Source organism: Nocardia sp. CDC159 (genome assembly GCF_023740735.1).
Taxonomy (GTDB): Bacteria; Actinomycetota; Actinomycetes; order Mycobacteriales; family Mycobacteriaceae; genus Nocardia; species Nocardia pulmonis.
In genome coordinates this window covers 314231-328547 of sequence record NZ_JAMRXH010000003.1, presented here as the reverse complement: position 1 = coordinate 328547, position 14317 = coordinate 314231, and the positions used below count along the sequence as shown (strand labels likewise).

Here is a 14317-nt window from a genome sequence, read left to right as displayed (position 1 = left end):
GTGCCGGAGCCGAAGTCGGCATGGCCGAAGGAGACCGGGGCTGTGCCGTTCGGTGACCTGAACCTCGCCCCAGCGAAACCGACGTTGCCGCGGAAGGTGGCGCTGTAGAAGGCGGTGACGCCTGAAAGGTGGTGTCCTCGAACGAGGCGTCGCCCGTGAAAGTTGCCGAGCAGAAGTCGGTTTCGCCGGCGGTGCCGGAGAATACGGTCTCGCCGAACCATACGGAACCGGAGAATCTGCACGCGAGGTTGGAGAACGTGGATTGAAGGGGTTAGATCCAGCCCTTCTCGCGGGCCTTGAGGGCGGCCTCGTAGCGGTTGGAGACGCCGAGTTTGGCCATGGCCGAGGACAGGTAGTTGCGGGTGGTGCCGGGGGAGAGGCGGGCGCGCCGGGCGATGTCTTCGATGGGGGCGCCGTCGATGGCATATTCGAGGACGTCGGCCTCGCGGGCAGTGAGGACGGTGTCGCCGGCGCTGATGGCTTCGGCGGCCAGTTCGGGATCGACGTATCGGCCGCCGTTGTGGACGGTGCGAATCACTTCTGCCAGCGTCGCTGCCGACGTCGTCTTGGGCAGGAAGCCACGGACGCCCGCGGCAAGGGCTCGCTTGAGGTAGCCGGGTCGGCCGTGACTGGTGACGATCAAGGTGCCTGCCCCGGGGGTGAGCCGCTGCAGTTCGACGGCGGTCGCGATACCGTCGATGCCGGGCATCTGGAGATCGATGACGGCCACCGCGACGGGTTCGCCGTCCTCGCTGTGGCGGCGCCACGCGGCTACGAGTTCCTCGCCGGAGCCCACGTGGCCGACCACCTCGATGTCGGCCTCGAGATCGAGCATGGTGGCCAGCGCGGCCCGGATGAGTGTTTCATCGTCGGCCAGGAACACAGGAATCATTCATTCTCCCAACGGATTTCGAGCATGAACTCGTCGTGTGACGCGCTGACTTCGAGAGTCGCGCCGACGGCCTCGAGTCGCTCAGCAACGCCGCGTAGCCCCGAATGCTCACCCGGTGTGCCGTGCGGGCGGTCGTTGCGCAGCGATATTCCCGCGTCCCCGAGTGCGAGAACCGCCGAGGTCGCCGACGAGTGTTCCACGATATTCGTCGTCCCCTCCCGCACCACCCAGGCGGCGACCTCGTGAAACCGCGCTGGAACTCTGGCCACATCTCCTTCGACGGCGAGTCGGCAGTCCACCGCCGACAGCAACGATCGTGCGCCGGCCACCTCCCTCGTCAGATCGATGCCGCGGTAGCCGCGCACCAGCTTGCGCATCTGTCCCATGGAATCGACGGCGAGTGCCTTCACCTCATCCATTTCCTTGGCAGCGCGGTCGGCGTCCCCGGATCGCGACAACACCGCCGCGAGTTCGCTTTTCACCGCGATCGCCGAGAAGCCACGGCCGACGACGTCGTGCAGGTCCCGTGCGAAGCGGAGCCGTTCCTCGGCCACCAGCAATTCGGCCTCGACCACCTTCGCGCGTTCCAACTCGTCGACCACCCGCAACCCCCACATCGTGAGCAGCGTCGTCCCGACGAAGAAGACGCCGACAAGGAAGGCCAATACCGCCGTGACCAATCCCGTCATCGGCGACTTGCCGAGGATCAGTCCGGTGGCGACGCTGACTCCCAGGACCAGCCACCACTTGTGCCGCACGAACGAAACGACGGCGAACAGTGCCAGCACCGCCGCGTAGAAGCTGGTCAGATGCGCTGGTGCCGCGGTCCTCTCGTCGGTGGACACCCAGGCGACCGCGGCGTAGACGAGCCAGACCCCCGCAAGCATTGCGATGGCGACAGGTAGTACCCAGCGCCGCCCCACCACCCGGGAGGAAAGTGCGAAGTCGGGTTGTGCCTCCACGGCGAGGACCGCCCCAATCCCGGCGATCACGATTCCGGGCGCCGACCACAGCGAGTGGGTGACGATCGCTATTGCGACGATCAGCGCGGCGAGGGCGCTCTGGAAGGAGGCGCGCGTGTAGAACCGAAACTTGGCCGGTGCCGACGATCGATTCCACCAGGATGTCCAGCGGGTCAACTGCGATCGTCCCAGCGGAAGCTCTTGCGGGTCAGCACGAGTGCCAGGACGGTCCATAGCGCCAGTGTGGCAAATGGACCGCCGAGTTCGGCGAAGCTGCCAGCGAAGTCGAGGGCTGCGTCGGAGGCGCTACCGGTGGCCGGTTTACCGGACGTCCCGAGGGAGACGAGGTCGGAGACGGCCGCGAAGGGCGTCCAATCGGCCAGATCCGCGAACCGATCCGGCAGGACTTTTCGGATGGATCCGAGACCCAGAAACGCGATCGTCATCACCGGAAGCGAGGTGATCTGCGCGGCTTCGGCGTTCTTCGTCACTGCGCTGGTCGCCAGGGCGAGCAACGAGAACAGGACGATCCCACCGATGAGACCGAGCGCAATCGCCGGCGCATTGATCGGGGCGGGTGCGCCCGCGCCGTACACCCCCGCGGCGACGACGAGAGTGCACGAAAGCGTCACCAGCACACCGGGAATGGCTGGCGCGGTCAGGATCTGCCAGTCGGCCGCCTCCCCGGTGCGCAGCCGTTTCAACACGCCCTCGCTGCGGCGGGTCGTGACCATCGACAGCACCGAGTAGTACTGCACGAACAGCAAGGCCGACAAGGCGAGCAACTCGAATGCCATCGCCGCCGAACCCGGCGTGGGCGCCTTGTCTTTGATCGCCAGGAAATACATGGCCAGCGGGACTCCGACCGGAAATGCGGTCGCCATCCAGACCAGCGTCTTGTTCCGCCGGAACTGCAGATACTCCGCCTTCGAGAGCGCGATCAGCGGGCGGCGGCGGAATCGTGTGGCAGGGGTTGCGAGGGTGGTCATCGAAATGCTCCGATCGGTTCGGGAGTGGCGGCCGTCGTCGCATCGACCGGCTCGCCTGCGATGTTCAGGAAGACCGACTCCAGGGAGGCCGTGCGGGCCTCGAATCCGCCCAGCCGCAGATCGTGCTCGCGGGCCCAGTCGAGCAGTTCGAACAGATGTCCCTGTAGGTCGTATGTGCTGACAGTGACGCGCGATTGCGCGTCGATCCGCGCGTCCTGCAGCGGCGGCAATGGAAAGCCGGGATGGTCGAAGACGATTCGTGACGGGTGGCCGTCGACGATCTCGCGCAGCGTGCCGGCGCGCGCGATCTCCCCCTGGTGCATGATCGCGATGCGGTCGGCCAGCGCCTCTGCCTCGTCCAGGTAGTGCGTCGTGAGCACGATGGTCACCCCGGAGGATTTGAGGTCGGCGAGCAGCCGCCACGTCGCACGGCGGCTTTCTGGATCGAGTCCGGTGGTCGGCTCGTCGAGAAACAGCAATCGAGGTTGCCCCAGCAGCGCACACGCCAGATCGACGCGTCGCTGTTCACCGCCCGACAGCGCACCGACTCGAACATGGGCACGATCGATCAGATCGACCTGCGCGAGGACGGTCTCCGCAGTAATCGGGCTGGTGCACGTGCCGCGCCACATTTCGAGCGTTTCGCGGACTGTCAACTCGGCCGGTAGGCCGCCGGACTGCAGCATGATGCCGACCTGTGGGCGGACCTGCTCGCGGTCGGTGTGCGGGTCGAGGCCGAAAACCTCGACGACGCCCGCCGAAGGAGTGGCGAGCCCCTCCAGCATGTCGAGCGTCGAGGTCTTACCGGCACCGTTGGTACCCAGCAGTGCGAAGACTTCCCCCGCGGCGACGCGGAGGTCGACACCTTTGACCGCTTCGAAGGCATTCTTGCCGTGCCCATAGGTTCGGCGCAGTCCGCGCGCCGAAATGACATCGGCGTTGCCGCGGCCTGCGGTGTGCACCCGATACCGAGGGAAGGCGCGGTCTTGTCGAGGGCGACTAATGCTGTTCATGGGTTCAACGATCACGGACACGACGTGATGCCGGTAGTAAGCGCAGTCACCGAATCCCGATGAGTGTCAACATGATCCGGCGATGACAAAAGTCATCATCTAAACCGCATCCGCCCGGGCGACTACCGGCACATTCGCGACGCCGCACGGTAGCCAGATATGGCGAGGGGTGAGGCGAAATCCCTCCCACTTCAACATATATCGCACCCCGGGGCTTGCGGCAAGGCCCGGGGTGTGGCGCAGAATGGCCCGGCCGACGCTGGGACCTGCGCAGATCGGGGTCGTGGCATGCGACTTCTACGGATGGGTGGTTCATGTTCGATGTGATCGTCGTCGGGGGCGGGCCGACGGGTTTGATGCTGGCCGGGGAGTTGCGGTTGCACGGGGTGCGGGTGGTCGTGGTGGAGCGGCAGGCGGAGCCGACGCCGCATGTGCGTGCGCTCGGGCTGCATGTTCGCAGTATCGAGGTGATGGCCATGCGGGGGCTGCTGGATCGGTTTCTCGCGAACGGCAAGCAGTATCCGCTCGGGGGATTCTTTGCCGCGATCACCAAACCCGCACCCGCTCTGGATTCCGCGCATGCGTATGTCCTGGGCATTCCGCAGCCCGTCACCGAACGCCTGCTCACCGAGCGCGCCCTGGAACTCGGCGCCGAGATTCGGCGCGGATGCGAGGTGGTCGGGGTTGGTCAGGACGAGGCGGGGGTCACCGCCGAGTTGGCCGACGGAACGCGACTGCGCGCCCGTTACCTGGTCGGGTGTGACGGTGGCCGGAGCTCGGTGCGCAAGCTGGCCGGCGTCGGGTTCCCGGGGGAGCCCGCGCGGTCGGAGACGCTGCTCGGCGAGATGGAGGTGAGCGTGCCGCCGGAGGAGGTCGCGGCCGTGGTCGCGCAGGTGCGGGAGACCGAGAAGCGTTTCGGGCTGGGGCCTTTCGGGACGGGTGTGTATCGCGTCGTGGTACCGGCCGCGGGGCTGGCCGAAGACCGCACCCCGCCCACCCTCGACGAATTCAAGCGACAGCTGAAGGCCTACGCCGGCACCGACTTCGGCGTGCACTCCCCGCGCTGGCTGTCCCGATTCGGCGACGCCACCCGGCTCGCCGACCGCTACCGAACCGGCCGCGTCCTGCTCGCGGGCGACGCCGCCCACATCCACCCGCCCACCGGCGGCCAGGGTCTCAATCTCGGCATTCAGGATGCGGTCAACCTCGGCTGGAAGCTCGCCGCCGCCGTCGGCGGCTGGGCGCCGGACGATCTGCTGGACACCTATCACAGCGAACGTCACCCGGTCGCCGCCGCGGTGCTCGACAACACCCGTGCCCAAATGGAATTGCTGTCCACCGAACCGGGGGTTCGGGCGGTTCGCCGCCTCCTCGCCGAACTCATGGACTTCGACAACGTCAACCGCTACCTGATCGAGAAGATCACCGCCCTCGACGTCCGCTACGACCTCGGCGCCGGCCACCCCCTCATGGGTGACCGCCAGCGAGACCTCCCCCTCGACGACGGCAATCTCTACGACCTCATGCACGCCGGTCGCCCCCTCCTGCTCGACCGAACCGGCCGGCTGTCCATCGAGCGCTGGAAAGACCGAATCGACCATCACTTCGTCACCGACCCGCTCCCCGCCCCCGCCCTGCTCCTTCGCCCCGACGGTCATATCGCCTGGGCGGGCGAGGCGCAGTCCGACCTCGACTCGCACCTGCCCCGCTGGTTCGGCACCCCCACCGGCTGACCGATCCCGTCCGGCCGTACCAATTCCGCTGTCGCGCAGAAGGTATGGGTGTTCGATGCCTGTCGACGCCCGCTGGTGGACGGTTCGATCGCTGTGGCAAGCGGGGTTTCGGTGTCGTGCATAGGGTGCGGCTGCCGCCGATCCCGGCCTTCCTGTGGGATCGGTTGGGCCGGAGAGGTTCTCGCGCGCGGCGCTGGTTCGGCGGTAGGGGAGTGTGGGCCGTTCGGATACGCATTGCGCGAACATCCTTTTCGCATTCGCGGCGCATTGCCGCCATCGCGGTGGCTGCTGCCGAGAATGAGTGTTCCAGGTGCGCCGGAGAACTTCGAGTTGGATATCGAGCCATCGGCGGGCAAATGAGAATTCGGCCCGTCCTGACCTTGTCGCCGTGGTTTTTAGCCCTGGCTTACATTGTGAGCTGGATCATAGGCATTCCGGTCGGTCCGTGTGCATAGTGCGGCATGCGCCAGATCCTGTTCCGGACGTGTCTGACCATCGCGCTCGCGCTCGCATTCGGGGCGGGTATCGCGGGGCGTGCCGTGGCCGATACCGGGTCGGCCGAGGTCGATCTCGTGCCGTCGCCGCCGGGGGCGAACGACTGGGCGTGCCGCCCGAGCGCCGCGCATCCGCGGCCGGTGGTGCTATTGCACGGGACGTTCGAGAACCGGCTGGACAATTGGGCCGCGATGGCGCCCGCGCTCGCGGGGGCGGGGTATTGCGTATTCGCCCTCGACTACGGCAAGAGTGCGGGCGGGTGGATTTCCGGGGTGGGGCCGATGGCCGACTCGGCTCGGGAGATCGCCGAATTCGTCGATCGAGTGCTGGCGGCGACCGGGGCGCGGCAGGTCGATATCGTCGGGCATTCGCAGGGCGGCATGCTGCCGCGGTACTACCTGAGGGCATTGGGTGGCGCTTCGAAGGTGCGCGCACTCATCGGGCTGGCCCCCAACAATCGGGGCACAACGTGGGGTGTGATCGGGCTGCCGGTGACCGCGATTCCGGCGGCGACGGGGGTGCTGTGCCCGGCGTGTCTCGAGGAGCTGCCCACCTCGGATTTCATGCGCAGGCTCAACAGCGGTGACATGGTGCTGCCCGAGGTGCAGTACACCGTGATTCGTTCCGATTACGACGAATTCGCCACCCCGCACACCACCTCGTTCCTGCCGCCGGGGCCCAATGTCACCAATATCCTGCTGCAGGAGGTCTGCCCGCGCGATCTCAGCGAGCACATGCTGATATCCGCCGATCCCATCGCGATCCGGCTGACGCTCAACGCCCTCGATCCCGAGCACGCGGTCGCCCCCGCCTGCCCGTCTCTGCAGGTCGGTTCGGCCGGGGGATAGCTGCAGCAGTTGCTGGCAGCCGGGTTGATATTCGAATCCCTCGATAGGGTTGGTTGGTCGGCCGGATTATTCGGATGACCAGGCGCAACCGGCGAGCAATCGGGTTGGCAACGTATCCGTCGGAATCGCGACCGGACGATGGCCCGGCTGCGCGGCAGCAGTGTACGGTTTCGATTCCGAAAAGCGGCGCAGGTGAATCCGCCCGACCGGCAGATGTCACCACCATGATCGAAGTAGTCGAAACCCGTTGGGGCAACCCCTATCCCATTATTCCAGTCGAGGTTTCACCGAACCGACACGAAGGCTCAAACTTCCGGCCATCGGGATCCACCCGTCCCTTTGGAGGAGCCGACATGCCCCGCATCTTCCGTCGCGCCAGGGCCGGTCACGTCATCGTCGCGGCCGCCGCTCTGCCTCTCGTCTTCTCGGTCGCGTCGACCGGGCCCGCGTATGCCGAACCCGGTGCGCCACCCGAGCGACAAATCGCCGATTCGATCAAGGCACCCGACGTCAAACAGCATCTGGAGAGATTCCAGGCCATTGCCAACGCCAACGGCCGCACCCGCGCGGCGGGCACGCCCGGTTACGACGCCTCGCGTGACTATGTGGCCGGAGAACTGCGCCGCGCGGGTTATCAGGTAACCCTGCAGGCGTTCGAATTCCAGACCTTCCGGGAACGGACGACGGCGGTCATGGAACAGGTCTCCAACGGCCGCACGTCCTACAAACCGACCGCGCCGGGGGGCAGCGAATTCGGTGACTTCGCCACCCTGACCTATTCGGGCTCGGGCGAGGCGAAGGCGAAGGTACAGGGCGTCGATCTCGTCCTGCCGCCGGGTTCGCAGCCGAATTCCTCCACCTCCGGATGCGAAGCGGCGGATTTCGCGGGCTTCACCCGCGGCAATATCGCCCTGCTGCAGCGGGGTAGCTGCACCTTCGCCGACAAGGCGCGCAATGCCCAGGCCGCCGGGGCCGCGGGCGTGATCATCTTCAACGAGGGCCAGCCCGGCCGGACCGACACCTTCACCGAACCCCTGGACGAGAAGGGCATCAGTGTGCCGGTGGTCGGCACCAGCTTCGCCGTCGGCAAGGACCTCGCCGCGGCGAAACCGGTGGTCCGGCTGAAGACCGACACCGAGAGCGCGCCCCGCACCACCCACAATGTGCTGGCGGAGTCCAAGCAGGGCAACCCGGACAAGGTCGTGATGGCGGGGGCGCACCTGGACTCGGTGCGCGCCGGGGCGGGCATCAACGACAACGGTTCGGGCAGTGCGGGATTGCTCGAGGTCGCCCTGCAGATGGCCTCGGTCACGCCGAAGAACAAGCTCCGCTTCGCCTGGTGGGGCGCCGAGGAACTCGGCCTGATCGGCTCGAAGTACTACGTGCAGAATCTGTCCGCGGCCAACCGCGCCAAGATCAAGCTCTACCTCAACTTCGACATGATCGGTTCGACGAACTTCGCGTACAAGATCTACAACGGCAGCAGCGGACCGGCGGGCTCGGCTCAGATCGAGCAGAACTTCAACCGGTACTTCGATTCCCGCAACCTGCCGCATGTGCGCACACCCCTCGACGGTCGCTCGGACTACGGCCCGTTCATGCGGGCCGGGATTCCGGTCGGCGGCTTGTTCACCGGTGCGGAGGGCATCAAGACCAGCCAGGAGCAGCGGCTGTTCGGTGGCCAGGCGGGCCGCCCGTACGACCCCTGCTACCACCGGTCCTGCGATACCACCGCCAACATCAGTGACACGGCATTGACGGTCAACACCGGCGCGATCGCCGATGCGATGCAGACCTATGCCGCCGCTGACGTCCTGCCCGGTCGCACCCCCGTCGCGGCCGAAACACCCACACACGAATAACGCGTGGGTCGCGACCGCCGCCGCAGGCACCGGCTCGGTGCCTGCGGCGGCGGTCGCCGTGTGCTAGCCGGTGGCGCCGAGCGGAATCCTGTTGCGCAGCACTGCCTGTGGTTCGCCCTGCGCGATCAGCCGACCGTCCCGCAGCAGCAGGCAGTGGTCCGCATGCAGGGCGGTGTCGCGGTCGTGGGTGACGTGTACAACGGTGACTCCCGCCGCGCTCTGCGCGCGAACGATATCCGAAATAGCCTGGCGTGCTTCGTTATCCAGCCCGGTGGTGGGCTCGTCCAACAGCAGTAGATCCGATTGCTGGGCGAGCGCCTGGGCGAGCAGGGCCCGCTGGCGCTGGCCGCCGGACAGGTCGGTGAGACGGCGGTGGGCCAGCTCGAGGATGCCGAGGCGGCTCATGCAGTCGCGCACCGTCTCGCGATCGGCACGGTCGAGTCGGCGCAGACCGCGGTGTGCCCAGCGGCCCATGGCCACCGTGTCCCGAACGGTGATCGGGAGCGTGGCCGGTATGGCGCTGTGCTGCGGAACCAGTGCGGGACGGTGGGCGCCGGTCCGGTGGATCGTGCCGGTCCTCGGGGCGAGGACTCCGGCGATGACGCCGAGCAGGGTGGACTTTCCCGATCCGTTCGGCCCGACGACCGCGGTCACTCGGGCCGCGGGGATGGTCGCGGTGATGTCGCGCAGCACCAGGCCCGAGCGGTAGCCGGCCGAAAGCGAGTCGATGCGGACCGCGGGTGAGTTCGATTCGGGCACCGGACTCCTTACTTGTTCTGAAAATCATTTTCACTATAGAGTGTCCGGCCATGGATGTCCTGTTTGCCCCGTTCGAGGTCTCCTTCGTGCAGCGGGCCGTCTGGGGCGGGCTGCTGGTGTCGTGTGTCTGCGCGCTGGCCGGGACGTGGGTCGTGGTGCGCGGCATGGCATTTCTCGGCGACGCCATGGCGCACGGGATGCTGCCGGGGGTCGCGCTGGCCTCGCTGCTCGGCGGTGAGCTGCTGCTGGGAGCGGCCTGCAGCGCGGCGGCGATGGCGTGGGCGGTGACCGCGCTGCAACGCAATCCGCGGTTCGCCCCCGACACCGGGATCGGGCTGGTGTTCGTCGGGATGCTGGCGGCGGGGGTGATCATCGTGTCGCGCTCGCAGTCGTTCGCGGTCGATGTGACCGGACTGCTGTTCGGTGACGTCCTGGCGATCCGGGAGCGTGATCTGCTCTGGCTGGCCGTCGCCACAGCGGCGGCCGGTGTCGTCGCGGTGCTCGGTCACCGGGCCTTCGTGGCCCTGGCATTCGATCCGCGCAAGGCGCATACGCTGGGGCTGCGACCGCGCTGGGCGCAGGCCGCACTGCTGGGGTTGCTGACCCTCGCGATCGTCGCCTCTTTCCACGTGGCGGGCACGCTGCTGGTGTTCGGCCTGTTGATCGCGCCGCCCGCAGCGGCCACCTACTGGGCCACCCGGATTCCGGTGATCATGCTGCTCGCGGCCCTGTTCGGCGGATTCGCGACCGTGACCGGACTGCTGGTGTCCTGGTATGCCGGGACCGCGGCCGGGGCGACCATCGTTGCGGTCGCGGTCGGGGTGTTCCTTGCCTCGGCGGCGCTCGCGTGGCTGCGGGCGCGGGTTCGGCTGTCCGGAGCGGGTGGGCAGGTCCTGGTGCTGCTGCTGGTCACCGCGTTGCCGCTGGCCGGATGTGGTTCGGGCACCGGTGAATCCGCGCCCGAGACGGCACATGGATTCGTCGAGGGCGCGCAGGAGGCCGATTCGCCGCAGACCCGGCTGGTCGTCGCCGATGCCGGGGGAGCGGTCCGCGTCGTCGACCTCATCGCGGGCACCACCGTCGAGGCGGGAAATGCCCAGGGCGTCACGGTGGTTCGAGGCGACGATCGGTTCGGCTATCTGGGCGACGCGGAGTCGATTCGGATCGTCGACGCCGGAGCGTGGACCGTCGACCACGGCGACCACATGCACCACTACCGCACCGCGATTCGGCAGGTGGGCACGCTGGGGCGCGGCGGGCTGGTGGCGGTGCACGGCGATCCGGTCGTGACCGCGGTGGTGACCGAATCCGGCACGGTGCTGCTGGACCGGACCGCGCTGGAGGCGGGCCGAATCACCGAGCGCCGCATGCTCGAACGCGTCCTGGCGCTGCCGTACGCCGGACATCTGGCCGTCGTCGCGCAAGACAGCGGACGGGCCGAAATCCGTACCCGGGAGGGCGATCCGGTGGCAACGCTGACGCCGCTGTGCCCGGCGCCGCGCGGTTCCGCGATCACCCGGCGGGGGCTGGTGGTGGGCTGCGCCGACGGCGCGATCGTCGTGACCGCCGTCGAGGGCCGGTTCGACGCGGCGAAAGTGGCCTTCCCGCAGCCCGTTCCGGATGCCGAGCGGCCGGTGGCCTTCGCGCACCGCCCCGCGAGCACCACGCTGGTCGCCCCCGCGGGGGAGCACGGAGTATGGGTGCTCGACGTCCGCGCGCGCACGTGGCGACTGCTGGAGATCGGGCCGGTGGCGGCGGCCAATACCGCGGGAGAGGGCAGTGTGCTGCTCACCGTGACCCGCGACGGGGTGCTGCACAGTCACGACATCGGCACCGGCGCACAACTCGCGCAGGCTCCGCTGCTGACCGGACCGGTGCGCCCCGATCGGCCGCCGATGATCGAAATCGACAGTGCCCGTGCGTATGTCAACGATGCCGCGGCCCGCGCGGTGCACGAGATCGACTACCGCGACCGGCTGCGGCGGGCACGCACGTTCCCCCTCGACATCGCGCCGGTGCGGATGGTGGAGGCGGGTCGATGAGGGCCGTGTTGCGGGCCTGCGTGCTCCTCATCCTGTTGGCGGCGGCGCCCGCCTGTGCCGATCGGCGCGACGAGCGGCCCGAAATCGTCGTCACCACCAATATTCTCGGTGACCTCGCCCGCAATATCGTTGGCGATACCGCCGCGGTGACGGTCCTCATGCCACCGAATGCCGATCCGCATCAATTCGCGATCTCCGCGAGAACCGCGGCTCGGATCGAGCATGCCGCACTGCTGATCCACAACGGGCTGGGACTCGAGGAGGGGGCGCAGCGACAGATCCGCGCGGCCGAGGAATCCGGCGTGGCAACGCTGTCGGTCGGCGAACAGATCGAACCGATCGCCTATCGCGACCTCGCCGACCGGCCGGATCCGCACTTCTGGACCGATCCGGCGCGGGCGCGCCGGGCCGTGGAGGTGATGAGCAGCCCGGATCACCGCGGTCGACGGCATCGCCGCCGAGACGGTGCGGGCCAACACCGGCCGGTACCTGTCCGAACTGGGCGAGCTCGAGCGCTGGATGGCCGAACGGTTCGCCGCACTGCCCGCCGAACGGCGCAAGCTGGTGACCAATCATCACGTGTTCGGCTATCTGGCACGGCGTTTCGGATTCGAGGTGATCGGCGCGATCATCCCGGGCGGGACCACCCTCGCCTCGCCGAGCGCCGCCGATCTGGCCGATCTGGCCGAAACCGTCCGGGGCGCGGGCGTTCCCGCGATCTTCGCCGATTCCGCCCAGTCCGATCGGCTCGCCCGCGTCCTGGCCGAGCAGGCCGGGGTGCGGGTGCGGGTCGTCGCCCTGTACACCGAATCGCTCACCGAGCCCGGCGGCGGCGCGCCTACCTATCTGGACCTGATGCGCGCCGATACCGACGCCATCGTCAACGGCCTCGGCTCGCCCTGAGCCGAGCATCGACAAGCAGAATGGAGTTATCCATGCGGTTGCCCGCCCACGCCGCGGCCGTCTCCGGTGTGATGGTCGCGATCATGGCCCTGACCGGTTGCGGCACAGCCGATTCCGGTCGCGCCGCGATCGCCGATCCGGTCGCGGTGACCTACGACGGCGGCATCTACCTGCTCGACGGCCGTTCGCTCACCGTCGCCGGGGAGGTGAAGCTCGAGGGATTCAATCGCCTCAACCCGGCGGGGGACGACCGCCACGTCCTGGTGTCGACCAGTGACGGGTTTCGCGTGCTCGACGCCGCGCGCGGGCGGTTCACCGACACCACCTTCGCCGCGAGCGAACCCGGCCATGTGGTCCGCCACGGCGGGCGCACCGTGCTGTTCGCCGACGGCAGCGGCGAGGTCACCGTCTTCGATCCGCACGAACTCGGCAGCGGCACACCGCGAACCGAGACCTATCGCGCCGCCGCACCGCATCACGGGGTGGCCGTGCGGTTGACCACCGGCGAGCTCGTGGTCACCGTGGGTACCGCGGAGCGGCGAACCGGTGTGGCCGTCCTCGATCGGGACCGCCGGGAAATCGCCCGCAACGAGGACTGCCCGGGGGTGCACGGCGAATCCGCGGTGCGGGGCGAGGCCGTGGTGATGGGCTGCCAGACCGGGGCCTTGATCTATCGCAACGGTTCGCTCACCAAGGTCACCAGCCCGACCCCCTACGGTCGGATCGGCAATCAGGCCGGTAACGATGCCTCGCCGATCGCGCTCGGCGACTACAAACAGGACCGAGACGCCGAACTGGAACGGCCACAGCGTATTTCGCTGATCGACACCCGTGACGCGAGTCTGCGCCTGGTCGACATCGGAACCAGCTACACCTTCCGCTCCCTGGCCCGCGGTCCCCGGGGCGAGGCCCTGGTGCTGGGCACCGACGGCCGTGTGCACGTCGTCGACCCGGTGGCGGGCACGGTGGTGCGCAGGATCGAGGTCATCGGCCCGTGGGAGGAGCCGCTGCGGTGGCAGGAACCGCGCCCGGCGATCTTCGTGCGCGGCAACGACGTCTACGTCTCGGACCCGGCCACCCGGAAGGTGCATCGCGTCGATCTGGCCGCGGGCGCCGTCACGACCACCGTCACGTTGCCCGGTGTGCCGAACGAGCTGAGCGGGGTGGCCGCGGGGCATTAGCCGCGCTCCCCAGGGGGCGACCGGTCCGCTCGGCCTGGGCCAGCGCCTGCCATACGACGGTGAGCACGCGGCTGCGGCGGGCGGCCGACCAGGGTCGGCCCTCGTCGAAGCCGGTGAGGACGAGCCCGTCGGCCAGGACGTCCAGCACGTCGACGGCGGTGTCGTGGTCGGCGATCGCGGTGTCGGCGAGCAGATTTCGCAGCAGCGCATCCCACCAGATGTTGAACGCGTCCAGTTCGGCGCGCACGACCGGATCGTCGCGGGATCCGACGACCAGGGCCAGCCAGAACCGCTGCGTGCGCTCGTCGGGAACGAGGGCCGCCCATTCGAGCAGCGCGCGCAGCGCGGCCATGCCCCGGGCGTCGCCGACGGCCGCTTCCCCCTGGGCCCGGCGGGCGTCGACCTCGCGGCGAATCGCGATGCGCAACATATCCTCTCGCCCGCCCACGTAGTGCGTCACCGCCGAGGTGGAGGCGCCGATGCGCTCGGCCACCGCGCGGATCGTCACGGCGGGGAAGCCGTGGTCCACGGCGAGGGCCACCACGGCATCGGCGACGAGTGCGAGCCGGGCGGTGCGGTCGACCTGACGAGGCATGGGCAGAGCATAGCCTGTTGTGCAACACTTGTTGTAAAACAGG

General features: G+C 68.4%; 12 protein-coding genes and 1 pseudogene. 7 read left to right on the top strand and 6 right to left on the bottom strand.

Features of this window, described 5'->3' with window-relative positions; genetic code table 11:
* Positions 1-271 precede the first annotated feature (271 nt).
* The 4 genes from NDR87_RS08465 to NDR87_RS08450 are packed head-to-tail and all read right to left on the bottom strand — an operon-like array spanning position 272 to position 3856.
* Positions 272-892: a DNA-binding response regulator gene (locus tag NDR87_RS08465; RefSeq protein ID WP_251910570.1), complete on the bottom strand. Its 621-nt coding sequence runs from the start codon at positions 890-892 to the stop codon at positions 272-274.
* The gene (locus NDR87_RS08460; protein ID WP_251910569.1) at positions 889-2031 is read right to left on the bottom strand and encodes a sensor histidine kinase; all 1143 of its coding nucleotides are present in this window, start codon (positions 2029-2031) and stop codon (positions 889-891) included. The genes NDR87_RS08465 and NDR87_RS08460 overlap by 4 nt, the downstream gene beginning before the upstream one ends.
* A complete protein-coding gene (locus tag NDR87_RS08455; protein ID WP_251910568.1) occupies positions 2028-2843 on the bottom strand; it encodes an ABC transporter permease in 816 nt (271 codons plus the stop codon). The genes NDR87_RS08460 and NDR87_RS08455 overlap by 4 nt, the downstream gene beginning before the upstream one ends.
* Entirely contained in the window at positions 2840-3856 is a 1017-nt protein-coding gene (locus NDR87_RS08450; protein WP_251910567.1) for an ABC transporter ATP-binding protein, read from the bottom strand. Before NDR87_RS08450 ends, NDR87_RS08455 begins: the two co-directional genes overlap by 4 nt.
* Positions 3857-4170: 314 nt before the next feature.
* Between NDR87_RS08450 and rox the strand changes: the two genes are divergently transcribed.
* The 3 genes from rox to NDR87_RS08435 all read left to right on the top strand — a co-directional run bounded on the left by rox (position 4171) and on the right by NDR87_RS08435 (position 8794).
* A complete protein-coding gene (gene rox / locus NDR87_RS08445) occupies positions 4171-5589 on the top strand; it encodes a rifampin monooxygenase (RefSeq protein WP_251910566.1) in 1419 nt (472 codons plus the stop codon).
* A 461-nt stretch (positions 5590-6050) separates the two neighbouring features.
* A complete protein-coding gene (locus NDR87_RS08440) occupies positions 6051-6932 on the top strand; it encodes a triacylglycerol lipase (RefSeq protein WP_251910565.1) in 882 nt (293 codons plus the stop codon).
* Positions 6933-7285: 353 nt separating this feature from the next.
* Entirely contained in the window at positions 7286-8794 is a 1509-nt protein-coding gene (locus tag NDR87_RS08435; protein WP_251910564.1) for a M28 family metallopeptidase, read from the top strand.
* Positions 8795-8857: 63 nt separating this feature from the next.
* On the opposite strand, the gene aztA is transcribed toward NDR87_RS08435, so the two are convergent.
* Positions 8858-9553, bottom strand: a complete 696-nt coding sequence (aztA, locus tag NDR87_RS08430) for a zinc ABC transporter ATP-binding protein AztA (protein WP_251910563.1) — start codon at positions 9551-9553, stop codon at positions 8858-8860.
* 50 nt (positions 9554-9603) lie between these two features.
* Here aztA and aztB point away from each other — a divergent pair, with 50 nt between their 5' ends.
* From aztB to aztD, 4 genes and pseudogenes are all read left to right on the top strand, one after another.
* Positions 9604-11595: a zinc ABC transporter permease AztB gene (aztB, locus tag NDR87_RS08425; RefSeq protein WP_251910562.1), complete on the top strand. Its 1992-nt coding sequence runs from the start codon at positions 9604-9606 to the stop codon at positions 11593-11595.
* Positions 11592-11957, top strand: a pseudogene (locus tag NDR87_RS08420) (metal ABC transporter solute-binding protein, Zn/Mn family); the annotation flags it as partial. The gene aztB and the pseudogene NDR87_RS08420, both read left to right, overlap by 4 nt.
* 103 nt (positions 11958-12060) lie before the next feature.
* The gene (locus NDR87_RS08415) at positions 12061-12498 is read left to right on the top strand and encodes a metal ABC transporter substrate-binding protein (protein ID WP_251910856.1); all 438 of its coding nucleotides are present in this window, start codon (positions 12061-12063) and stop codon (positions 12496-12498) included.
* Between the two features lie 32 nt (positions 12499-12530).
* On the top strand, positions 12531-13679 hold the full coding sequence (gene aztD, locus NDR87_RS08410; RefSeq protein WP_251910855.1) for a zinc metallochaperone AztD: 1149 nt from the start codon (positions 12531-12533) through the stop codon (positions 13677-13679).
* Here the strand turns inward: aztD and NDR87_RS08405 are convergent.
* Entirely contained in the window at positions 13627-14274 is a 648-nt protein-coding gene (locus tag NDR87_RS08405; RefSeq protein WP_251910561.1) for a TetR/AcrR family transcriptional regulator, read from the bottom strand. The genes aztD and NDR87_RS08405 overlap by 53 nt on opposite strands.
* Positions 14275-14317: the final 43 nt, after the last annotated feature.

Bases quoted from the DNA above. Each gene is read 5' to 3' on its own strand.
- NDR87_RS08465 (WP_251910570.1), bottom strand. From the start codon at position 892: ATGATTCCTGTGTTCCTGGCCGACGATGAAACACTCATCCGGGCCGCG.
- NDR87_RS08455 (WP_251910568.1), bottom strand. From the start codon at position 2,843: ATGACCACCCTCGCAACCCCTGCCACACGATTCCGCCGCCGCCCGCTG.
- NDR87_RS08450 (WP_251910567.1), bottom strand. From the start codon at position 3,856: ATGAACAGCATTAGTCGCCCTCGACAAGACCGCGCCTTCCCTCGGTAT.
- rox (WP_251910566.1), top strand. From the start codon at position 4,171: ATGTTCGATGTGATCGTCGTCGGGGGCGGGCCGACGGGTTTGATGCTG.
- NDR87_RS08440 (WP_251910565.1), top strand. From the start codon at position 6,051: ATGCGCCAGATCCTGTTCCGGACGTGTCTGACCATCGCGCTCGCGCTC.
- NDR87_RS08435 (WP_251910564.1), top strand. From the start codon at position 7,286: ATGCCCCGCATCTTCCGTCGCGCCAGGGCCGGTCACGTCATCGTCGCG.
- aztB (WP_251910562.1), top strand. From the start codon at position 9,604: ATGGATGTCCTGTTTGCCCCGTTCGAGGTCTCCTTCGTGCAGCGGGCC.
- aztD (WP_251910855.1), top strand. From the start codon at position 12,531: ATGCGGTTGCCCGCCCACGCCGCGGCCGTCTCCGGTGTGATGGTCGCG.
- NDR87_RS08405 (WP_251910561.1), bottom strand. From the start codon at position 14,274: ATGCCTCGTCAGGTCGACCGCACCGCCCGGCTCGCACTCGTCGCCGAT.